Consider the following 23,206-nt stretch of genomic DNA (forward strand, 5'->3'; position numbering starts at 1 on the left):
AAAAAAGGGCGTTACAGAGATCCTGCGGCCAGACCCTGCAACGCACCTAACTGAACCTCAATTCAAGCCTACTAACAGCCTGTTAACCTCACGTACTTCGTTGGTCGACAGAAGGATATTTTTGACAACTTTCTCGGTTTCATCAGAAACGACCAGGGTGTAGTTCCCGTCACGCATTTGGGAGAAGTTTAGTTTTTTACCAAATTTCATCACTGACCTACCCACAATTTCTTCGTGCAGTACCTTTCCCTGGTGATCCATTACCTGGATAAAAAGCTTCTCCCCTTTCTGTTTTTCAACCAGAAGGTTCATCGTTTCGGTATCCCTTACCCGGTACATACCGATCCTGAACTTCTCACAGGTGTTGTTCTTGCATTGTGATTTTGTCTCAACTGGGTCTATCGCAAGCGCGTCCTGATTGAGCAGAAGCAGGCTGAATGCAGCCGCAGCAATGGATTTCATGATGTTTTTCATAGCTTAATGAAGGTTATTGTGGGTAAAATCTTAAAGTTTCACCAATGAGGAATAACCTTCCTGCTATGTTGCACCCGTTATTTGAACGGAAAAAATTCGTTTTGAATGGTCACCCGCCTATCGCGATCATCTGGCGGTTTTGCTCGTAGTCAGTCTTCGCCTGCTGCTCTGTAAAGCCGGCGTGGCCGCCGTGGGCAAAATGCTTTTTATAAAAGTGCTGATGGATCAATGCGCGCACATCTTCACCGCGGCGCAATGGCGTAAGCAAATCCATTTCGGAGGTATCAAAAAGACAGTTTTTCAACTTACCGTCGGCAGTTAAACGGATCCGGTTACAACCTGCACAAAATGGGTGAGTAACTGTGCTGATGATGCCAAAAGTACCGCCGGCGCCATTGACGTGATACCTTCTGGCCGTATCATTGGCTTCCGGCTGAATGGGTAGGTAATCAAATTCATCGCCAATCATTGTAAGCAGATCCGCATAGGATACGATCTTGGACATATCCCATTGATTGCCCTTGAAAGGCATAAACTCAATGAAACGAACATGAAGATTAGGCTCGTCAAGGGTTAGTCTGACAAAATCATTGACTTCATCCTCATTGATACCCCGCATCACAACCATGTTGATCTTGACTACAAAACCCTCGGTCAGCAATAAGCGGATATGGGCAAGTGTCAGTGCAAAATGGTCGCGCTTTGTGATGCTTTTAAACCTGTCTTCCCGCAAAGTATCCAGACTTACATTGAGCGACTGTACACCCGCCTGTTTGAAAGTGGGAATAAACTGGTCTGCAAAAACTGCGTTGGTAGTAAGCGTAAGGGAAGTATTTAGCTGGCCGAGGTTACTGATGATCTGCTGCGCATCTTTCCTAATCAGCGGCTCTCCGCCTGTGAGACGGATTTTCTCAACCCCCATTTCGACGAATATCTCCGACAAGGCGCGGATCTCGTCAGCCTGCATCAGCCACTTGGAAGGCATAAACTGCATATCCTCCTGTGGCATGCAATAGGTACACCTGAGGTTGCACTTATCAGTCAGCGAAATGCGCAGGTAAGTGTGTTTACGCCCGAATGTATCTATAATAGGTGCTGACATCAGTTCATCTTTATTACTCATTCATGCTTAGCACCTTCGAGAACGCTGAAAACATGTAAAATATGCGGGAATAATGCATCCATATACTCGGTAACTCCTCCCGTGCTACCCGGCATTGTCACAACCAGGCTATCTCCGGAAAACCCGGCAACCGACCTTGAAAGCATCGAAGTAGCCACTCTTTCCTGCCCGTAGCTGCGTGCAGCCTCTGCAATACCGGGTATCTCCCGGTCAATCAGCTCGGATACTGCCTCCGGTGTAACATCGCGACGGGACAAGCCGGTTCCGCCGGTGATCAGAATCAGCTGATAACCTGTATTCGTCCATTGCAGGATTTGCTGCTGGATGGTCAGTTTATCATCCGGTACCACTACGTAATCTGCTGTTTCCAGCTTCAATGCAGCGAGCTTTTCCATGATTTTTTTGCCAGACTTATCCTCTCCATTTCCGGCAGCAATCGTATCTGAGCAAACCATAACCGCAATTTTCAATGCATCCGGCACCGCTTTGCGATCACTTTTCCCGCCTTTCTTTTCAAGTAAACGGATATTGCTGATCTCTACTCCCTTGTCGATTGGTTTGAGCATATCATACATTGTGAGCGCCACGACAGATGCGCCGTGCATTGCTTCTACCTCGACACCGGTTTTGTATATCGTTTTGACGATCAACTCAATGGAAATTTCCAGTCCGTCAATTTTGTAATTAACAGCTGTGTATTCAATAGGTATCGGGTGACAGTCGGGCAGCAGGTCAGGCGTTTTTTTCACCGCGAGAAACCCCGCCGCCTTGGCCATTTCAAAAACGTCACCTTTCGGCACAGTCCGGTTTACAATCGCCTCGATCGTTTCAGGCTTGCTCACCCGCACAATAGCCTGTGCCTTAGCAATGCGGAGGGTGTTTGTCTTATGCGTAATATCGACCACTGTTAATTTTGAATGATCCGCCGTGGAACGGGGAATGATTGAATGATTGAATAGTATTGTCAGTGTGAGCGAACCGGGCGGTCAAAGGGTAATCGTGCATGTCCCTTCGACTGCGCTCAGGGTGACAAGACATTCCCGTCCTACCTTTCCTCCATCCTCCCCTTTTTCCATTTCCTCCCCTTCCTAAACATTCCTTTTCCATTCGAACTCCCCGTTATCTCCGATGAGTTCTTTGGCGAAAATGGGGACTTTGGTTTTTATTTCTTCTACGATGTATTCCGATGCTTCGAATGCAGCGCGGCGGTGGGGAGAGGAAACGAATACGAACAGGCTGATCTGTCCGGTCGGGACCAGTCCGAGGCTGTGGTAAATGTGCAGACAGGTCAGCTCAAACCTGGCGAATGCAGCTTCCCGGATTTCATGGAAAGTTTGCTCGGCCATTTCCTCGTATGCAGTATATGCGATGCCCGACACTGCGCCACCCTCTTTCTCATCTGCGCGAATTTGTCCGAGGAAAATCGCATGCGCGCCTATACCTGTTTTAGACTGGTGACTGGCAATGGATTTTGCTACGAACTCAGGACTGATGGGCCCTTCTACAAATACTTTCTTGGGCTTATGCTGTTTTTCCATACTCCTGTTATCCTCCCGCAAAAGGTGGTAAAAGCGCAACTTCGGACTGGGGCGCGATGTCCGCCAGATCTTCCAGGATACGCTGATTAACTGCTATCTTGAATTTCTTCCCCTGCAATGCAGGATATTTTTGCATGACCTGCGCACGGAAATCTCCGACCGTCAGTTGTCCGTTATTTAACCAATTCTCCTCTGCCAGTCCGGTCACTTCTGCCAGCATTCCGAAATAAAGCACGTGTAAACTCATGTTCTTTTCACAATCTCTGCTAAAACATCAAAACGGAAGTAAATGAACTTCCACCAAATCACCCGCTGCTACCTTATTCTGGCTGACCGGCAGGTATATAATTGCGTCGGCCAGCGCGAAAGAACGAATGGAAAAGGATTCCTGTCCGTCAAGGGCGATTACATAATCTCCTGCAATGGAAGCTTTTAAGAATTCATCGCGGTCGCCATCAAACGAATATCCATATTTTACAGGTAATTGTAACGCCTTTAAAAAAATATCCGTGCGGCCCGTCATCCTTCTTATTGCCGGCAATACATATTCATAGTAACAAACCAGCGACGATGCAGGATTTCCCGGCAGGGCGAAAAACAGCTTTTGATCTTTTTTACCAAACAACAAAGGCTTACCCGGTTTCTGCCGCACTTTATAGAAGATAGTCTCAGCGCCGACTGCTTCCATCGCTTCTCCGACAAAGTCATAATCACCGACAGATATCCCGCCGGATGCCAGCACTATGTCGTTTTTTTCCACAAGCAGCTGTAATTCTGCAATGGTCGCCTCAAGGGTATCGGCGGCGTAGCGGATCTCTACCTCCCCGAGACCCTCCTGTTCCAAAGCCGCCGCGATCATTCCAGAGTTTGATTCAAATATTTTTCCGGGTTCCATCTTGCTGCCGGGCTGCAACAGCTCGTCTCCCGTAATCAGGAATCCCACTTTCGGTTTGGGATACACAACAACATCTTGTATGCCAAGTCCTTGCAGAAAACCAATGGCGCCAGGCGAAAGGTAAGTATCAGCAGTTAACGCCACGGAACCAGCCATAATCTGCTGCCCTATCTTACGCACATTCTTTCCTTCCGGAACTGGAAATTCGTCGATCAGCACATTACCATTTTCCAGTCTTGTGTGCTCCTGCATTACAACCGCGCTCGCGCCTTCGGGCACTGGCGCACCTGTGAAAATCCGCATCGCTGTGCCGAGTTGAAGCTTTTCAAGGTCCGACTGCCCTGCTTTAGACTCGCCTGCCACTTTGAGAACCGTTTGCGGCGAAGTAATATCCGAATGCAGAATGGCGTATCCATCCATGGAGGATTGCCGGAAAGACGGCAGTGAAAGTGGCGCTATGATGTTTTCAGCCAACACATAACCTGTCGATCGGCTGAGCTTCCGGGTTTCTGCGGGCAACAATGCCGCGTTTGCAATAATGAGTTGTTTGGCCTCGTTGACTGTTACCATTTCTCTAAAAATGAAGGTATGCGAAGATAGAAATTACAATTTTTAAACGTTTGCAACCCGTACAGTTTGTGTACAAATTGTCCAAAACTCAACTGGTTTAACAGCAAAATACCAATACATCAAAACAGGAATATTATATAAGTAACTGATTACCAGATAATATAAGTTGGTAAAAATTTCTTTCTTCTTACAAAAATTATATCTGGCATAGAAATTTACGTTTTGCGAACCTCGGCATTTACCAACGAAAATTGCAGTGTAAGCGGGTTACCCAGCAATTTCGAATCGAATCTGAGAAGCAAGCCAAATCAGAAGTATTGGTTTAATGCTATTTAATAACGAGCAAAATGGTTGTAAATCAATCATTTACTTAAATTCGAAATATTTATTATTCTAAATCCGTTATCTTTGCACCCCGGCTTATGGCCTTGTAATATGTTTCACCAAAATGAAAATGCATGATTAAACTTATCTTTATGGCCTTCTCAATCGCAATAATGGGCAACGAACCCGTGAGTGAGGTGGAGGTGGAAAAGAAGGAGCTGAAAGAAACAACTATTATAGATTCAGATCTTCTTGCTATTGACTTCTGTGGCGAAGCCATCCCATTATCAGAGCTTCGAATCGCCGAGCGATATCAAAACATGATCAGAAATTACGACAATCCCGCCTTTCGTAAGCTGATGACAAAGACCCAAAAAAGAATGCGCATTATTGAGCCTATTCTTAAAAAGTACGGAGTACCAGCCGATTTTCAATATCTGCCTCTTATAGAGAGCGCCATGAGTAACCAGGTTACTTCCCACCGGGGCGCGGCAGGCTACTGGCAGTTGATGCCCTCAACAGCCAAATACCTTGGACTGGTAGTGAATGAACACAGAGACGATCGCAATCACCTCGTTAAATCGACACACGCCGCAGGCAAGTATCTGCGCGAGCTGCATCGCCAGCTGGGTTCCTGGACACTAGTAGCAGCTGCATACAATGCAGGGCCGACGCACATCCAGAACAGAATGGATTCCCAGAATAAAGATGATTTCTTCAAATTACGCTTAAACTCTGAAACCGCCCGGTACATTTACAAGATACTGGCTGTTAAAGAATGGTTTTCCAATCCGGAAAGAAGCCGGGAATGGGGAAGCGGAGACGTGCTCACCCGCCTGACAGACTTTAAACTGGAACAGAAAAAGGCCGGAACAGAGTTGGCTAAGGCTGCTGCCGACTCCTGAGCTGCAACTTTATTTATTGATAATAATGCAAGGAAAAGGACTCATTCTCCTTTTCTTTGTGTTTTATAGCAGCAGCGAAATGCTGCGTGAAAGCAAAAGACTTTTATCAATTATTACGCTCTTTAACATGACAAAAGCTGAAATGGTCACTGACAAAGGCACCATGCTGATCGAATTTTACGATGAGGATGCACCGGGAACAGTGAAAAACTTTGTTGACCTTTCGAAAAAAGGTTTTTATGACGGATTGATTTTTCACCGCGTAATCCCGGATTTCATGATCCAGGGTGGTGACCCAACAGGAACCGGCCGCGGAGGTCCTGGCTATAAAATCAAATGTGAACTGAATGGCGGAAACCAGTACCACGATCGTGGCGTACTTTCAATGGCGCACGCTGGCCGTGATACAGGAGGCTCTCAGTTCTTCATTTGCCACAGCCGCAAGAATACTGCGCATTTGGATGGAAACCATACTTGCTTCGGCAAAGTGGTGGAAGGTGTTGAAACGGTTGACCTGATCCGCCAGGGCGACAAGATCCAGAAGATCACGATTATCGAGGAGCAGGAAGCTTAGTCCTGTTTGCATTAACAACAAAAAAGGCTTGGTCACCCAAGCCTTTTTTGTTGTTAAGCTGATCTTACCAGAAATGTGCGTACAAGAAAGTAATCATTCCGATTACGATCACGGCGCCAATGATAAAGCTGCGGTGCGGGATGAACATCGACGAATCGATTTCCAGTCCTTTCTTCTCATTAGGTAATACCAATCCCAGGATTACCATCACTACCACACAAATTATGAACACGATTCCCATACGGTCCAGGAACGGAACCTGCGTCCAGTCGGCGAATGGGAAATAGTTGTTGTGCATTGCAAGCGCAATCAGGAACCCGCCTACGATTGCGAACAATGCGCCGGCCGAATTGGTACGCTTCCAGAAGAAGCCCATGATAAATGATGCAAAAATACCCGGCGAAAGCAGCCCCGTCATTTCCTGAATAAACTGAAAACCGCCTTTCTTATCGATACCCATGTAAGGAGAAACAACAATCGCCAGCAGCATTGCTACTACCACGACGATCCGTCCAATGCGAACCAGCGTTTTCTCCGAGGCATTTTTACCAATGTAATTTTTGAAAATATCGAGCGTGAAAATCGTCGAGATACTGTTTGCTTTTCCAGCCAGTGAAGCTACTACGGCAGCCGTAAGTGCCGCAAATGAAAGTCCTTTCAAGCCGGCAGGCAACAAGTTCAATAGTACAGGATAGGCTTTATCTGCATTGATCACACCGTCGTCACCCAACATTTCGGCCTGAAACATTCCCCTGCTATAAAGTGAATATGCTGCGATACCAGGCAGAACAACGATCACCGGCATTAACAATTTCAGAAATGCTGCGAACAGGATACCGTTCCGCGCTGTTTTCAAGTCAGCTCCCAATGCACGCTGTGTAATGTACTGGTTACAGCCCCAGTAGTTCAGGTTCACGATCCACATACCGCCCAGCAGTACAGTCAAGCCGGGTAGCTGCATGTAAAAAGGACTGCTTTTTGGGAAGATCATGTGGAAATGGTCGTCATGATTTTCACGCATTAATTTAAAACCAGCTGCAATTCCTTCCATTCCTTCATTGCTTGAAACCAGGTTGACAGCCAGATAAGTAGTAGCTAAACCGCCAATTACCAGGAAGAAAACCTGGATAACGTCTGTAAAACCAATCACCTTCATACCGCCGATTGTGATAATGATGGCGAAAACAGCGAGTGCGATCATACAGAATTGAAAATCCAGACCCGAAATACCCGAAACTGCCAGCGCACCGAGGTACAGAATGGAAGTAAGGTTAACCAGGATATACAATGCCAGCCAGAAAACGGCCATGATCAAACTCACGGTAGGATTGTACCGCTCGTTGAGAAACTGCGGCATCGTGTAAATCTTGTTTTTCAGATAAATGGGCATAAAAAAAACAGCGACTATAATCAAAGTTGCTGCTGCCATCCATTCGTAGGTAGAAATCCCGAGCCCCATTGAAAACCCGTTTCCGGACATTCCGATGAATTGTTCGGCTGAAATGTTCGACGCAATCAGCGACGCACCGATTGCCCACCAGGTAAGTGACCCTTCGGCCAGAAAGAAATCCTTGGTGGACTCTGTTTTTGACCTTTTCCGCTGATAAATCCAATAACCGTAACCGGAGACAACTATGAAATAAAAGAAGAAAACGATGTAATCTAGGGTCTGTAATTCCTGCATTGCAAAGTGTAAAAAAGATGAATGATGAGGTTTGTCAGTTTAAAACGAAAGGTACATTATTTTCGGAAAATAGTACAAAACCAAAGTTATGTAAGATCGCCGTTAAGCTTGTAGAAATTGTGCCTGTAAATATAGATACAAGCGTATCTTAACAAAGCTTTACTCTGATATTTTCTCCGAATCTGAATATCTCAGCGGATTGGAGGGTAACTTCCTATAATATTCTTTCAGCCGCGCCTGCTCCGCGCCCGCATAAGCCTCCTCAAAAGACTGTCCGGCATTCAGGTTCTGAACAAAGCGTTGCAAACCTTTGCTGCCGCTCAGGGCAAGCCAGTAGGATACTTCCATTCCGGCAGACATATAGGCAAGCATCACGTGCTTTTGTCCGCCATTGAAAAAGTCTTTAATAGTCGCAACCTGGTCCAGTTCCAGGATCTGCTGTCCGCCGCCGGTGTAGTACATCCACTCGTCCATATATTCCAGATAGCGGCCGGCGGGATCGGGGTTGTTGACGAACCTCCTGTCGAGCATCAAGGCCAGTCCCTCGTTAAACCATTGCGGGATTTCCGAGGTAACTTTCCACCAACCGATTCTTTTCAGCAGTTCAATGTGCCCCATCTCGTGGGCGATCACATCCAGATTTGCGCCTTGTTCGTTGAGGACCACGTAGCTGTTGCCCCAGGGAGTACCTACGCTGCATCCTGCGCCTTCTGTGCTGCTGCAGTAACGCTGGTATTGCTGCGGGTTGCTGCAGATGATGATTTTGGGGGAAGAGTTTTTGCCGGTATAAAACGAATCAATCCGCATTTCTGCCAGACTAGCAATCCGCTTGAGCTTTTTGTAAGATGCAGGTGTGATTTCGGGGCTGAAATAAACTGATCCGCTTTCCCGAAAACCAGAAAAGGCGATCAGTTCACAATGAAAAACCTGGGGATAAAGAAAGAATAAACTTGCCGGAATGATAAATACCAGCGCGGCTATCGCTTTAATAATTCGTAATGCGCGCGCTGGTACCGGGTTATCTTTCAAAGAAATGCTTTAAATAATTGCCACGAATCCGCGAATGGACACGAATCTGCAGCAAGCAATTAATGTTTAAAGTGGCGCACGCCGGTGGTTACCATTGCTACACCGTTGGCGTTGCAATAATCAACCGAATCTTTGTCGCGAATGGAGCCTCCTGGCTGTACTACTGCAGTAATACCCGCTTTATGCGCGATCTCAACGCAATCAGCAAATGGGAAGAATGCGTCCGACGCCATCACTGCGCCGTTCAGGTCAAATCCAAATGCATTCGCTTTCTCGATCGCCTGACGCAATGCATCCACGCGTGAAGTCTGGCCTGTGCCGCTGGCCAGCAACTGATTTTCTTTTGCCAGAACAATCGTATTGGACTTGGTATGCTTGCATACTTTCAGCGCAAACTCCATCGCAGTAAGTTCCTGCTCAGTCGGTGCCTTTTCGGTAACAGTAGTGTATTGAGAAGCTACTTCGGTGGAAAGGTCCTTGTCCTGCACCAAAACGCCATTCAGAATAGTTTTAAACATGATCTGGGGCAGCTCAACGGGATTTCTCTTCAACAAAATCCTGTTTTTCTTTGACTTCAAAAGTTGCAGCGCATCTTCGTCGTATTCCGGCGCGATCAGGATTTCCATGAAAAGCTTGTTCAGCTCTTCGGCAGTGGCCAGATCCACTTTTGCATTCGTAATAACAACACCCCCAAATGCAGACACAGGGTCGCAGGCCAGCGCATTGTCATAAGCTTGCTTTGCAGTAGGTGCAGTAGCAATTCCGCATGCGTTGGTATGTTTGATAATCGCGAAAGTCGGAGCTGCTCCTTCGAATTCGTCGATCAGGTTCACGCAGGCATCTACGTCAACCAGGTTGTTATAGGAAAGCTCTTTTCCATGCAGCTTATCGAAAATACCTTCAAGGTCGCCGTAATATGTTGCATTCTGGTGCGGGTTTTCACCGTAACGCAAGGTTTGTGAAGACAGGCTCGTAAAGTCGAAAAGGTCTTTGTCTGTTTTTTCTTTTCCCGCAGTAAAGAACCGGCTGATCGCTCCATCATAATGGGATGAAACACCAAAAGCCTGACCTGCGTAATAGCGGCGGTCTTCCAGATCGGTAGTACCTGCTTTGGCAGTCAAAAGCTCTACTACTTCTGCATACTGCGAGCGGGAAGACACAATTAACGTATCCTTGAAGTTTTTCGCGGTTGCCCTGATCAGGGATATACCGCCAATGTCTATTTTCTCAATGATATCCTCTTCTCCTGCACCGGAAGCAACTGTTTCTTCAAACGGATACAAATCTACCACCACCATATCAATGGCAGGAATGTTGTACTGAGCCGCCTGAGCTACATCGCCTTCGTCGTCGCGACGGTACAAAATACCGCCCATAATCGCTGGGTGTAAAGTTTTTACACGACCGCCGAAAATGGAAGGATAACCTGTCAGTTCTTCGGCGGCTGTCACGGGAATGTTCAGGTTTTCAATGAAAGTCTGCGTGCCTCCGGTTGAGTACAATTTTACACCATTGCTGTGCAAGAGGCGAACCAAAGGTTCAAGTCCGTCCTTATAATACACAGAAATAAGTGCGGATTGGATTTTTTTAGACATTGTAAAATGTTAACTGTAAGATGCTCTGACTGAAAATAAACCGCAAAGATAGCCTAAAAATGTGCGAAGTTTGAAGTGAAAGGAATGAAAATCGAGGCAGGGATTTAACTTATTATCGCATTTAAAATATCAGAAAATATGAACCTGGACCTGAACGGAAAAACAGCGATCGTCTGCGGCGCTACCCAAGGAATCGGACTCGCCTCGGCGGTTGAGCTGGCACTATTAGGCGCAAATGTGACGCTGGTAGCCAGAAATGAAGAAAAACTGCGCAGTGCCGTTGATACACTTGACACCTCTGCCGGACAGCTTCACCGCTATGTAGTTGCCGATTTTAGTGACACTGAAAACGTAAAAGAAGCGATAGAGAATTACCTGCGTCTCTGTCCCGAAGTTCATATTCTGGTCAATAATACAGGCGGACCTTCCGGCGGGCCGATCGTTGAAGCGGAGAGCGATCAGTTTCTCAAAACATTTCAAATGCATTTGATCAACAATCAGTTTCTGGTGCAATCGGTTTTACCCTTCATGAAAAAAGAGGGGTTTGGCCGCATTGTCAATATTATAAGTACTTCTGTTAAGCAGCCTATTGCCGGTCTGGGTGTTTCCAATACCATCCGCGGAGCTGTGGCGAGCTGGGCCAAAACATTGTCGCTGGAAATTGCGCAGTTTGGTATTACGGTCAACAATGTACTTCCTGGGTATACTGAAACAGCCCGCCTGTATTCCGTCCTGGAAATGCGCGCGGAATCTCAGAATAAGACCGCCAAAGAAGTGGGGCGCGAACTCGCAGCCAGTATCCCGATCAGGCGCTTTACAAAACCAGAGGAAACCGCCGCCGCCGTCGCATTCCTCTGCAGCCCCGCTGCCGCCAGCATTAATGGAGTCAATTTGCCGGTTGATGGAGGCAGGACAGAGAGTTTGTAACACGCCCAACAATCAAAAAAAGTACTTCCAGTTAATAGAAGGAATGATCGTGCCGAAAACTGAGAGGCGGTAACTTACAAGCCGGGAGCCTGTTTGTTTGAAGTAGATCGAATACGGATTCCTTCTTGCGTATACATTGTAGATCGAGAAAGACCAGAGTGAATAGCGGCGCTGATCGGTACTGGTGCGGGTGTCTTTGGTAAAAGAAATATCCGCACGGTGGTAATCCGGCACCCGGTCCAGGTTTCTTGCGGAGTAATCCTGAACGACCACATCATTGAGCCTGTAAGTACCGTCAGGGAAGGTGATCGGCCGACCAGTCATGTAAACGAAATTGGTACCGAAAGTCCAGTTCTTCTTCCATTTCCACTGCGTTGATATAGTGATACTGTGAGGGCGGTCTACCGTAGCCGGGTACCAGTCGCCCTTGTTGATCTGCTCCGACGGGAATGCAGACTGCACGCGCGCAAAAGTGCGGCTATAAGTATAAGAAAGCAGTCCGGTGATCACCCCCTTTGATTTTTGCACACTTACTTCCACGCCGTAAGCTTTTCCCTCAGCCGGTACCAGGTCGGTTTCCAATGCCGGGTTCAACAGTAAAGTAGCGCCATTTTTGTACTCGACTAGGTTGTTTAAATGTTTTTGGTAGACCTCAACGGACGTTTCAAATGCATTTTCATTGAAATTCCTGAAATAGCCCAGCGCAATCTGCGTGGCAGTTTGCGGCGGGACGAAATCATCAGCCATTTTCCAGAAATCTACGGGAGAAATGGCGGTTGTATTGGAGATCAGATGCAGGTACTGCCGCGTTTTGGTATAGCTCATTTTCAGCGAACTGGTACCGCCGGTATTAATCCTCACAGATAACCTCGGCTCAAACCCACCAAAGCCTGTAATCTTTTTCCCATTTCCGAAAACCAGCGTGTCACGAACCGATTCCGGCGTGCGCGGAATGCCGTTTTCGTATTGATACACAGTTCCCGCGCCTACATTCCTGAATGCAACATACCGCAAGCCCGCATTCACAGACAACCAGGGAACCGGGTTCCATTCATCTGAAACAAAGAATGCACTTTCCAAAGCTTGCTCCTTCTCAATGTCAATGTTAGTGATGTTGGAGTTTTTTTCGGGCGACAGGTTACCGGGGGAAAGCTGGTATTGTGTAAAATCAAAGCCGGCTTCAAACTTATGGTGCGGCTGAGGTGCCCAAAGCAAGTGCAAATGCGCATTATGCTGCCGTATACCCGACTGAAACTGATATTCTATCGTAGGTGAAATTCCGTTCAGGTTGAATGTGTAGTGGCTGAGATTTGCGCCCAACTGAATGGATAATGCTTTGTTGATCTGCCTGTTCCAGTTCAATGTAGCCGTGGTTGACTGCCAGCCGTAAAGTGTGTCTTCCGGGAATTTGAATGCATCCTGACTGTAATAACCCGAAGCCGAGATCACACTGTTTTCAGATATTTCGTAGGATAGCTTTCCATTGAGGTCAAAAAAGAATGCTTTGTTCTGGTTTGTTGGAGCGGGGAAACGTTTGATCAGCAAATTGGGATAAGCCACTCTGCCTCCCGCCAGAAAAGTAAGCCGCTTATTCCTCGTCAGCGGCCCGTCGGCCATGATACTTGCTGTCATTAAACCTACCCCGGCCGATACGTTTACGCGTTCCTTGTTGCCTGTGCGGGTATTGATTGTTAGTAAAGAGGAAAGGCGGCCGCCGTAACCTGCCGGAATATCTCCTTTGTACAATGTCACATCGCGGATCGCATCGGCATTTACATTACTTAGAAACCCAAGTAAATGGGAAGTATTGAATAAAGGAGCTCCGTCAAGGAGTACGAGATTCTGGTCTGTGCGGCCGCCGCGCACATTAAATCCTGCCGTACCCTCGCCTACTGTATTCACGCCCGGCTGTAAAGTAAGCGCTTTGATGATATCTACCTCCCCAAACACGACGGGGATGTTTTTCAGGTTCTTGATATCCAGTCTGGCCACACTCATTTGGCTGGACCTCACATTTTCATCGGGCGCTTTCTCCTTTACGACCAGCTCCATTAGGTCCCGCGTTTCAGGTGCGAGCTTTATATCAATTCCCGAAAGTACCTCCTGGTAATTGATCGTGACGCTTTTTGAAAAATACCCCACCGAAGAAAATGTTACCAGCTGCGAACCCGCTTTCAGGCGAATGCTGAATTTCCCCAAACTATCCGTGATCGAAGCCGCTTTTGAAACCCGCGACACTACCGACGCATTCACCACCGCTTTCCCGGAAACCGCATCCTGCACGCTTCCTCTGAGCGTCCAGTCTGCCTGCGAATGGGCCAGTTCGGGTACCAGGAACCATACCGCTGCAATAAGCAGCAGTCGCAGGTTATTTCGGATCAAAAGCTTGCTGCGCGTTTTCATTACCAATTTGCGGGAGGATTAAGTTGCCCCTGACTATAAATGAGCTGACAGTTGCCGTCTTTGACAAAAACATCTCCGTACTTGATTTCCAGGCGGGCCGCATTTAATGTATCCCCCGGAATGGTAAGTCTTCGCTTGCTAACCGCCGAAGAGCCGAAATAACCCAGTGCAAGCACATTCGGATCATCTTCGCGGTGCACGTTTCCTTCGATTGAAGCCGGCAGCGGGTCAAACAGCGACCCATTTCGCTTGCGCTGCTCTTCGAATTTCACCCAGAATTGGTAAGCCGGTTTGGTGAGGGAATATTGGCGCACTTCCAGGTAATGCCTGCCTACGTAATACACCGGCGACGTCATAATATGGCGCCGGCTGATGCTGTTTCCATTCACCAGAACATCCGAAAGCACATCACTTCTTGACCCATAAACAGGTACCCAACACCATTTGCAACAAAAGCCCATTCCGATCGGCTCGCCGGTAGACAGGCGGGGCACGTAACCATAGCCTGACCAGCGGTAATAGTTACCCTGCGCAGCAGGATCTTTGGTATCCAGTAAAATCTCGTAGTGATCTGGCTCGTCGATCTTTGCATCGTCACGCTGCCGGTACTCTGCATAAATGCGGTCAATTTCGGCGACGGGACTAAGCAGCTCAGGTTCTGAAATGTAGGTTGCGCCACCAGGTAATGTGATTTTCAACTGGTAGCTTTTGCCCGTTTTACCTGTAAATGTGGAGTCGTACATCCAGTAATAAGCCGGGGTAAGTGCATCCTGAACCAACTTCACGGTGCGCCCGCCGATTTCGGTGATGCTCACGTCCGCGCCATTAACGGGAATCTCAGCCTGACCATAAATCAGGGAGTTATACTCGCCCGTGAATGTAAGCTTGACGGTATAAGGCGGTTTTTCATTCGTGACCAAACCCTCCACCACGAGCCGCGACTCGACCGAACGTGATGGAAGCTGCACTTCATCCACACAGCCTAGGAAGAATAGAAATAAGCAGAAAGGAAGTACCGTCCTGGCGGACCGGAATATAGCTGACATTTTCATCAAGGATTGAATTCCCAAAAGTCTGTGCACCCAATGATTTCTTTTGACCCTGAACCTTCCAGCTGCCGCACTTCATAACCCCAGCCCAGGTATGCCTTGTTAGCGGCCGACACGGAAATCAGCAGTCGGCTACCCTGTCCCGGGTACTCTGAATGGTACCGCCAGGTATTCCCGGCAGCATCATATTCCCAGATATCGCGAAGCCCCTTTCCTTCGGCATCTACCCCGAGTCCAAAATAACCTTTATTCTTGACCACAAATCCTGTCCCTTCACTGCGAAGCTTACCCGGAAAGTCTGCTTTTCTCGTCCATTTGTCTTTGGCGGGATCATAAGCAAACAAATGCGGAATTGCGCCGGGAAGCTGGTTGACAACATAGCCTGTCCCTCCGACAGTAAATGCAGCAATGCGCCCCGTCTTTTCGGGAAGCGGCGCAAGCTGGGCCTGGTCCCAGGTAATGTCCAGCGACCACATACTTCCGTTATCGTTTTCTTTCAGAAGGTATGCTTTGTCAAAAGTCAGGAAGTATTTAATGTCTTTATCGATTCCTTCATAGAGCGGGAAAACCACTCCTGAATGCTGGCCGATGTAGTAGAAGCTCATTGTCCACCAAAAATCATTAAGGTAAGCTTTCTTGGTTGGCAGCTTGTCATCGTCGAGATATCCGAATCCCATAAAGATCAACTCGCGGTCGCCGAGCTGCCCGAGGGGAAAAGCAATTGCATTATGCCTGGGGATAGGCTTCTTACTTTCGATACTTTCCCATTTTCCATTGATAAATTTTAAAATATCCCAGCGCGTCGCATCCTGATACCTGTAAACGGCAAGCTGGGAGAAAAGTGGAGAATACAAGGCAGCGCCCGTAAAGTCTCCGCCTGAAACGGGAATGTGAGGAAGCCGCTTCCATGCCGGAGCGGCCCTGGCGGTGAAGCTCCTGGAAGTAGTTATCTGATTTTTCCGCGAATCGGTATAGGACAATTGCAGCTTATATAGCTCTCCTTCTTTCAAGCCTGATGCATTGTAATTGCGCAGGCTAAACTTCCCGGTAACCTCACTGGAACCGGAAGCAAGTGATACATTTTCACCGGCACTGTTGAAAAGCCCGATTTGCAGGTTTGCAACCTCTTTCTGCGGTAGTTTCAAAGTAATACCTGCCTCGGAAGCTGTTTTGCTTTGGTCTACAGCTACAATGGCGACCGGAATATCAGGTTCCTGCTCTATCCCTGTGGGCGCAAACTCCTGTTCGCAGGAATTAAGAAAGCTTATACTCAGCAAAGTCAGAACTTGGTAAAGCTTTCTCATCGGTGGCTAACGGACAGGTTTGTAAACTGACACTGGCATATTGTTGCGTGCTACCAGCCAGAAAACCTCGTTGCCTTTTTTGATTGGCTTGATGTCCCTTACTTCGCCATCAAGCGCAAACCCGGCACCCACAGGCTGGATTGACTCAAAATTTCCTTTTCCTTTATTCAATAAAATAAGGCCGTAGCTGGAATCATAGCGGCCCTGGAATGTACTTACACCAAGGTAATTTCCGCCTCCCAGAATATCAGGTTTTCCATCTTTGTTAATGTCTGTTACCACCAATGTGAATAACTTGGAAACCTGCGCATTGAAAGGCAAATCGTGAACTTCAAAACTGCCGCCTTTATTTTCGATGTACACAGACTCAAACTTCTCCACTTCCAGAACCTTCGCGTCACTCAGTTCGTCGGACTTGAAAAGTTCATTGATCGTTTTACCCGCGAAAGTGCGGTAATCCGTAAAACGCTTGTTGATAATGGAAGGAATGCGTTTTCCCAATTCATCTTTAAAAGCAATGGGATACCATTTTTTATCTACGCTGTAAGCAACAACCTGTTCAAGTCCCTGGTTAGTATCAAAATCCTTAACCCACATTTTCAAGTGCGAATCCGGCCGTTTCCTGAATTTGGTATTTCTACCCAGGTTACCAGCTACAAGGTCAATATCTCCGTCCTGATCAAAATCGGCTGCCTGAACACATTGCCACAAGCCGGCAGGTACTTTATACTGGTCTGCCTTTTCAAGAATACCTTTTTTATTAAGGAAAACAGTAACCGGCATCCAGTCGCCGGCAACTACCAGATCCGCTGATTTATCTCCATTGATATCAGCCCAGACTGCGTCCGTCACCATTCCCAGTTTGCGAAGATCAGGAGCTACTTTGCTGGTCTGATCGCTAAACAGCCCTTTCCCGTCGTTGATCAGAATGTACGAATCTGGCGTCACGCCATATTGAAATGCAACCACACGCCCACCAACAAACAGATCGAGGTCACCGTCGCCATCTATATCAAAAGGTTTGACACAGGATTTGTTCATCAGCATCGGCGGCAGCGCTTTTTCATTTCTTGTGAAATTGCCTTTGCCGTCATTGAAATAGATCCGGTCATTTTGCTGAGGCATATTCCCGTAAAATTCATTACCGCCTGATACCACATACAAATCCTGAAAACCGTCCTTATTTGCGTCAAAGAACACCGCATCCACATCTTCAAAAGTTGAATCTGCCTGAAAGTCGGGCTGTTTGGTCAATGCAAACTTGCCGCCGGCCGTTTGCAGGTACAACTCACCAGCTTGCCACTTGCCACCGCCAATGAACATATCTTCAAGACCATCACCATTTACATCTGCCACCGCGATCTTCGGCCCCTCCGTGGATACGAGAAACGGCATTAAGCTTTCGCGATAGAAGTCAAAGTACTGATTTTCAAGATGTTTGAATGGAATATTAAAATCTTTAGAAACCTCCTGGAATAACTTAGCAGGACTTTTTTCTACCAGTTTTGAATTGTCTCCGGGTTGTTTGGAATCATAATTGTATTTAACCTTCAAAAGCTGATTGGGTTTCACCTGTGTCAGGATTTGCTCTTCCTGGTTTGGCCAGACAATGATTACAGAGTCGATTACAGTCTCTTTACCCACTCCAAAATGCAGGATCGGCTCGCTGGAAGACTCAAATCCGCGCGTGGTTGAAAGCTGCTGCATCTGAATGCCGCCTTTGTGTTTGATCACGACTTTGGCACCAAATGCAAAAACGTTGAGCGGAAAACCCTCAGGCTTAACCCGCAGGTAACCATTTCCGGCGATTGTATTTGCCTGATTCTCATAGAAAGCCGAAGGTTCATTGAGATTGTTGGTCACGAGATCAAGATCACCGTCATTATCAAGATCTGCGTATGCGGCTCCATTGGAAAGTGACGGCGTTTCAAATCCCCAGCTTAGCGACTTATTTTCATAAACCGGCCCTGTCGCACCTTTGAAAAGGTAGTTATGCACCTTTCCTTCGGGCATCATCTCCAATGCCTTTTTATCCAGCTCAATGGAAGTTTCGCTGGCGTATCTCAGTGAATCGTCGGCAGCATATTTGGCATAATCCAGATTGTTCGGACGGTGTGCAATCCCATTACTTACAAAAAGATCTTTAATACCGTCGTTATCATAGTCAGCCAGGAGCGGCGACCAGCTCCAATCCGTCGCAGCCACGCCCGCCATAGCGCCTACCTCCATAAACTTTTCACCCGACAAATTGATTTGAAGGCAGTTGCGGCTCAGCTGCGGCATGTACCCAAACGAAAGTTTATAAAGGTAAATATCCAATGCATCCTCCCCGATCGACGATTTCTCAATTGTTTCGTCCTCCGGATACATATCGAGCGTCATTACATCAGGGTACCCGTCGTTATTCACATCGGCAATGTCATTCCCCATTGAGTACCGGCTTGTGTACCTGAACATTTCGCGGCTTTTATTCGTAAAAGTCCCGTCATGGTTATTGATGTAGCAATAATCGTCTTCATGAAAGTCATTGGAAACGTAGATATCGTCCCAGCCATCGTTATTAATATCCGCGACGGCAACACCCAGTCCATAGCCCATCGCGGCACCATAAATGCCCGCCTCTTCACTTACGTCCACAAACTTTATGGGTTTTTCAAAACCGGCCGACTTCACGTTGGCAATTTTGCTTTCAAACAAATAATCACCGGCTTCATTATTACGTAAATGCCTGGTACTTACGCGATCGTAGCTTCGGGAGGTATGCACCGCGTGGTTCAAGAGGTAACAATCCAGATCGCCGTCTTTGTCATAATCGAAAAATACAGCCTGCGTTGAAAATCCTGTAAAATCAAGACCGTAGTCGGCCGCCTTTTCCGTAAAAGTCAGGTCTCCATTATTGATATACAGCTCGTTGGCTCCTTCCATTCCCCGGAAGTTACCCACCGCAGAAACATATATGTCGAGCAACCCGTCCCCATTCACATCCGCCATCGTCACACCCGTTTGCCAGTCCGAAAAACCCTCCACGCCTGAACTTTCAGAGATATCCTCGAATTTAAAGCCGCCTTTGTTCAGGTAAAGCTTGTTCTTGCCTTGATTGGATACAAAGTACACGTCTGCAAGTCCGTCATTGTTGATATCTCCGGTAGCAACGCCGCCTCCATTATAGAAATAGAGGTAATCCATCAAATTCATTTTTTCATCGCCGACAACACGATTGGTAAAACTAACACCCGTAGAGGCTGAGTCTTTTACCACGAACATCGGTTTTTCATCCTGATTTTTCTTCGGTTTGCAAGCCTGGAAAAAGGCACATACCGACAACATCATCAATACAATTTTTTTCATTTCAATGCGAGTCCCGGCTGGGGTTTCGGTTTCTTGCCCGCTGCCGTCCTGAATACCTGAATTTTACTATTGTTATTACCTACGATCACCTGACCTTGTTTGAGCTGCTTCATCTGGCGCACCTGATTTTCGGTCCAAAGTCCCGTTTCTGAAGGAAGCTTTGTCTCGAAGCTGCCCCTATTGTTCCTGAGAATGAGCCCTCTGAATGCATCATATCTGCCGATTTCGGGCAGCACATCGTAGTAGTTGCCTGCGATGATCAGGTCCATTTGTCCGTCGTGATCGTAATCTGTCGGGATAATGGCGTGAACAGGGGAAAGTTGTGCGAGCGCAGGCAGCGTCAGGTAAGTAAATGCATTACCCCGGTTTTCATTCCTGAACACAGCGGATGCAGGCATAAAAACCTCCTTTTTCACCGCGCTTTCCAGATCTTTACTGTCAATCACGTCTTCAATTTTCTTGTCGGCGTACTGTTCAAACTTGACAAATTTCTTCTTCAATGAAGGCATTGCACGAAGTAAATCTGGCTTCATAACCATCGGGTAAGAAGTGCCGGTTTCGTCGGGGCACGTAATAATCTGCTTTGTAATACCATTATTATCAAAATCCTTCACGAACATTTCGACGGGTTGTTGCTGGGTCGCTTTCAGCCGCGAGTTCATGCCCAGGTTACCAGCAATAATATCAGGATCACCATCGCCGTCAATATCTGCCACTTCCACCGTATTCCACCAGCCATTTGTTTTCACAACCTCGCCACCAGCGCTTTTGAACTCCTGCGTGCCTGCTGCCAGCTTTCCTTTATTGTTTTTGAAAATCATCACTGGCATCCAGTCACCTACCACGACCAGCTCCGGAAAGCTGTCGCCGTCCATATCTGCCCACACTGCATCTGTGACCATACCGAGCTGATCCACCTGCGGCATGTACCTTTTGGTATAATTCTTAAAGTTGCCTGAACCATCGTTTGTAAGCAAATAGCTCGGCGGATTCACACCATATTGCCCCGATCTCAGCCGCGAGCCGATGAAGATATCCTGATCGCCGTCTTTGTCATAATCAGCTACCGTCACGCAGGATGCATTCATTTTCAAACCTGGCAGACCGGCGCCTACCGCAAAACCGCCTTTACCGTCGCCCAGGAACAGCTTCGGCTGCAATGCTTCATCATCATCCTTGAATTCATTACTGCCCGAAACAATCAGAAGGTCTGCATTCCCGTCGTTGTTGGCGTCAAAGAATGTAGCATCTGATACTTCTGTCGCCTTATCGTCTGCAATTGCCTGCGGCGTTTTTTCAAAGAATGTTCCGTCTGCCTTTTGCAGGAAAAGCTTCCCGCCCTGGCCGATTGCGCCTCCTACAAAAACATCGTCCAGCCCATCCTTATTAATATCGCCCACTGCAAGTCCGGGTCCCAGGCGCGAGTACATTTGTTTGAGGAGCGGGTTTGTGTTATAGTCGACAAATTCGGCTTCTGCATGCGTGAAATCTATCCCTGACGATTTTGATTCTTCAAAACGCTCCTGCCCTGTTTTGCTATTTGCCTTCCAGGGAGTTTGAGCATCTTTTTGGTTTAATGTATAAGTCGAATCGGCACGCGGCGCTTTCAGAACCTGCTGCTGATCGTTCGGCCAGACTACTGTGACTGAATCCACCGCCGGGTTTTTACCAAGACCAAACACAAGCCGCAAGTCCACCGAAGATTCAAACCCGCGGTTAGGCATTTGCTGCAGCATTTGTGTTTTATCCGGCTGATGAACATATATTTTTGCTCCGATCGCATTCACATTTCCCTTCTCACCAACCAGCCTGAATTTAATATAATGGAAGTCGGCGCGCTCATTTGCGTGGTTCTTGTACACAAAGAGCGGACCATTTACATTGTTTACGATCAGGTCCAGGTCGCCGTCATTGTCCAGGTCGCCATAAGCCGCGCCGTTTGAAAATGAAGGTGTATTCAAGCCCCATTCTTCCGATTTGTTAGCAAAAGAAAGATCGCCGCCATTTTTAAAAGCATAGTTAGCGAGCGGCTCGGAAGGCATTTTATCCAGAAACAACTTATAGTCAAATTTCCTGGTGCGGCTCACCTCGGCAATATTGGAAGGATCTGCCAGGAAGGCGACAAAATCCTGATTCGTCAAGTCTTTATTGATTCCGTTGGCGACAAAAATATCCTTATTGCCGTCCGCATCCATATCAAAGATCAATGCGCCCCAACTCCAGTCTGTCGCGTGTGTTCCAGTAAAACGTGCAATTTCACTGAACCAGGTCTTGCTGTCAGGACCGCCCGACTGGTTAAGCTGCAACGTATTTTGCATGTATTGATAATGGAAGTCGCGCGAAACTTTCAGTTCAAAAAGATCGTGGCCCTCGTAGGTAGAAGTCAGTTTCAGCCGGCGGTCAATGCCCGGCAGCATATCCGTAACATATATATCCAGCTTCCCGTCATTGTTAATATCAGCAATATCAGCCCCCATTGAAGAAAGGCTGGTATGCTGCATAGCCGACTGGATCGACTCTGTAAATGTACCGTCGTGGTTGTTGATGTAAAGGTAATCGTGCTCGTAGAAATCGTTGGAAATGTACATATCGAGCCAGTTATCGTCATTCACATCACCTATTGTGATGCCGAGACCGAAACCGATCAGACTGCCATAAATGCCGGCGGCCTCACTCACATCCGTAAAATGTGCGCCGTCATTCCTGAATAATTTGTGGCCGCCCTCCTTATCCCGCTGATTACGGATATTGGCATAAGCAAGCCTGCCCACTGGCGTAAAACTATTGTTGAGCAGGAACATATCGAGGTCGCCGTCCCGGTCATAATCAAAGAATGCAGCGTGGGTGGAGAAGCCACCATCGTCGAGACCATAGGCTTTCGCCTCGTCCTTGAAAGTGCCATTCCCCTTATTAATAAAAAGCTCGTTAGCCCGCTCCTCCGATCTGCCCGCATTACATACGTACAGATCCAGCAGCCCGTCGCCATTTACATCCGCAAACGTAGCGCCTGTGCTCCACGATTTAGTTCCGGCTACGCCTGCCTTTTCTGTAATGTCTTCAAACTTGAAATTACCCTTGTTAAGAAAAAGCTTGTTGTCGCCCTGGTTGGCGATCAGGTATACGTCGGGCAGGTTGTCATTATTAATATCTCCGATAGCAACCCCGCCTCCATTGTAAAAATTGCGGTAGTTGAAGATGTTGAATTCTTCGCTATTGGTAATCGTATTTTCAAAGGAGATTCCCGTTTCCGGGGAAGACATTTCTTCAAAAAGTGTGTCCTTCTTTTCCGTTTTAGAACATCCTGAAAAGATCAGTGTACTAAATCCGCAAACCAGGAGCGTTCTGCAAATCCAAATCATTTGGGAGGGGATTCTTTCTGTTTCTGGCGAAACTATCACATAAATGTAAATTAAAACAGGAGCAGTCTGTTAAGTAGCCTGCTCCTGTCAAAAAGAATTTATTCA

Annotated in this window: 17 protein-coding genes; 3 read left to right on the top strand and 14 right to left on the bottom strand. The window is 47.3% G+C overall.

Annotated elements, in window-relative coordinates; genetic code table 11:
* Positions 1–57: 57 nt before the first annotated feature.
* The 6 genes from AC1XTG_RS23450 to AC1XTG_RS23475 form a co-directional block, all read right to left on the bottom strand.
* Positions 58–474 (bottom strand): hypothetical protein, encoded by a 417-nt coding sequence (locus AC1XTG_RS23450; protein WP_484843659.1) that lies wholly within the window; start codon positions 472–474, stop codon positions 58–60.
* 109 nt (positions 475–583) lie between these two features.
* Positions 584–1,576: a GTP 3',8-cyclase MoaA gene (gene moaA, locus AC1XTG_RS23455; protein WP_056291706.1), complete on the bottom strand. Its 993-nt coding sequence runs from the start codon at positions 1,574–1,576 to the stop codon at positions 584–586.
* Positions 1,577–1,593: 17 nt separating this feature from the next.
* Positions 1,594–2,502, bottom strand: coding sequence for a bifunctional molybdenum cofactor biosynthesis protein MoaC/MoaB (gene moaCB, locus AC1XTG_RS23460; RefSeq protein ID WP_056291316.1), 909 nt, complete (start codon positions 2,500–2,502; stop codon positions 1,594–1,596).
* Positions 2,503–2,685: 183 nt separating this feature from the next.
* Positions 2,686–3,135, bottom strand: coding sequence for a molybdenum cofactor biosynthesis protein MoaE (locus tag AC1XTG_RS23465; RefSeq protein ID WP_484843660.1), 450 nt, complete (start codon positions 3,133–3,135; stop codon positions 2,686–2,688).
* 7 nt (positions 3,136–3,142) lie between these two features.
* Positions 3,143–3,382, bottom strand: a complete 240-nt coding sequence (locus AC1XTG_RS23470; RefSeq protein ID WP_056291320.1) for a MoaD/ThiS family protein — start codon at positions 3,380–3,382, stop codon at positions 3,143–3,145.
* A gap of 27 nt (positions 3,383–3,409) precedes the next feature.
* Complete coding sequence (locus AC1XTG_RS23475; protein ID WP_484843661.1) at positions 3,410–4,600, bottom strand: molybdopterin molybdotransferase MoeA; 1,191 nt, start codon at positions 4,598–4,600, stop codon at positions 3,410–3,412.
* A 476-nt stretch (positions 4,601–5,076) separates the two neighbouring features.
* On the opposite strand from AC1XTG_RS23475, the gene AC1XTG_RS23480 reads away from it, so the two are divergent.
* Entirely contained in the window at positions 5,077–5,829 is a 753-nt protein-coding gene (locus AC1XTG_RS23480; protein ID WP_229238829.1) for a lytic transglycosylase domain-containing protein, read from the top strand.
* A 127-nt stretch (positions 5,830–5,956) separates the two neighbouring features.
* The gene (locus tag AC1XTG_RS23485) at positions 5,957–6,403 is read left to right on the top strand and encodes a peptidylprolyl isomerase (protein ID WP_031530590.1); all 447 of its coding nucleotides are present in this window, start codon (positions 5,957–5,959) and stop codon (positions 6,401–6,403) included.
* Between the two features lie 64 nt (positions 6,404–6,467).
* On the opposite strand, the gene AC1XTG_RS23490 is transcribed toward AC1XTG_RS23485, so the two are convergent.
* The 3 genes from AC1XTG_RS23490 to purH all read right to left on the bottom strand — a co-directional run bounded on the left by AC1XTG_RS23490 (position 6,468) and on the right by purH (position 10,711).
* Positions 6,468–8,087, bottom strand: a complete 1,620-nt coding sequence (locus AC1XTG_RS23490) for a sodium:solute symporter family transporter (protein ID WP_056291326.1) — start codon at positions 8,085–8,087, stop codon at positions 6,468–6,470.
* Between the two features lie 159 nt (positions 8,088–8,246).
* Complete coding sequence (locus AC1XTG_RS23495) at positions 8,247–9,116, bottom strand: hypothetical protein (RefSeq protein WP_484843662.1); 870 nt, start codon at positions 9,114–9,116, stop codon at positions 8,247–8,249.
* A 59-nt stretch (positions 9,117–9,175) separates the two neighbouring features.
* Positions 9,176–10,711: a bifunctional phosphoribosylaminoimidazolecarboxamide formyltransferase/IMP cyclohydrolase gene (gene purH, locus AC1XTG_RS23500; protein WP_484843663.1), complete on the bottom strand. Its 1,536-nt coding sequence runs from the start codon at positions 10,709–10,711 to the stop codon at positions 9,176–9,178.
* A gap of 138 nt (positions 10,712–10,849) precedes the next feature.
* Here purH and AC1XTG_RS23505 point away from each other — a divergent pair, with 138 nt between their 5' ends.
* Complete coding sequence (locus AC1XTG_RS23505; RefSeq protein WP_484843664.1) at positions 10,850–11,638, top strand: SDR family oxidoreductase; 789 nt, start codon at positions 10,850–10,852, stop codon at positions 11,636–11,638.
* A 12-nt stretch (positions 11,639–11,650) separates the two neighbouring features.
* Here AC1XTG_RS23505 and AC1XTG_RS23510 read toward each other — a convergent pair whose 3' ends face one another.
* From AC1XTG_RS23510 to AC1XTG_RS23530, 5 genes are read right to left on the bottom strand one after another with little or no spacing between them, the layout of a single operon-like run.
* Positions 11,651–14,041, bottom strand: coding sequence for a TonB-dependent receptor (locus AC1XTG_RS23510; protein WP_484843665.1), 2,391 nt, complete (start codon positions 14,039–14,041; stop codon positions 11,651–11,653).
* A complete protein-coding gene (locus AC1XTG_RS23515; protein ID WP_484843666.1) occupies positions 14,041–15,087 on the bottom strand; it encodes a DUF4249 domain-containing protein in 1,047 nt (348 codons plus the stop codon). The genes AC1XTG_RS23510 and AC1XTG_RS23515 overlap by 1 nt, the downstream gene beginning before the upstream one ends.
* 5 nt (positions 15,088–15,092) lie before the next feature.
* A complete protein-coding gene (locus AC1XTG_RS23520) occupies positions 15,093–16,394 on the bottom strand; it encodes a Kelch repeat-containing protein (protein WP_484843667.1) in 1,302 nt (433 codons plus the stop codon).
* A 6-nt stretch (positions 16,395–16,400) separates the two neighbouring features.
* Positions 16,401–19,742 (bottom strand): VCBS repeat-containing protein, encoded by a 3,342-nt coding sequence (locus AC1XTG_RS23525; RefSeq protein ID WP_484843668.1) that lies wholly within the window; start codon positions 19,740–19,742, stop codon positions 16,401–16,403.
* On the bottom strand, positions 19,739–23,101 hold the full coding sequence (locus AC1XTG_RS23530) for a VCBS repeat-containing protein (protein WP_484843669.1): 3,363 nt from the start codon (positions 23,099–23,101) through the stop codon (positions 19,739–19,741). Before AC1XTG_RS23530 ends, AC1XTG_RS23525 begins: the two co-directional genes overlap by 4 nt.
* Positions 23,102–23,206 lie beyond the last annotated feature (105 nt).

Source organism: Dyadobacter sp. HNCC25DJ183 (assembly GCF_056895175.1).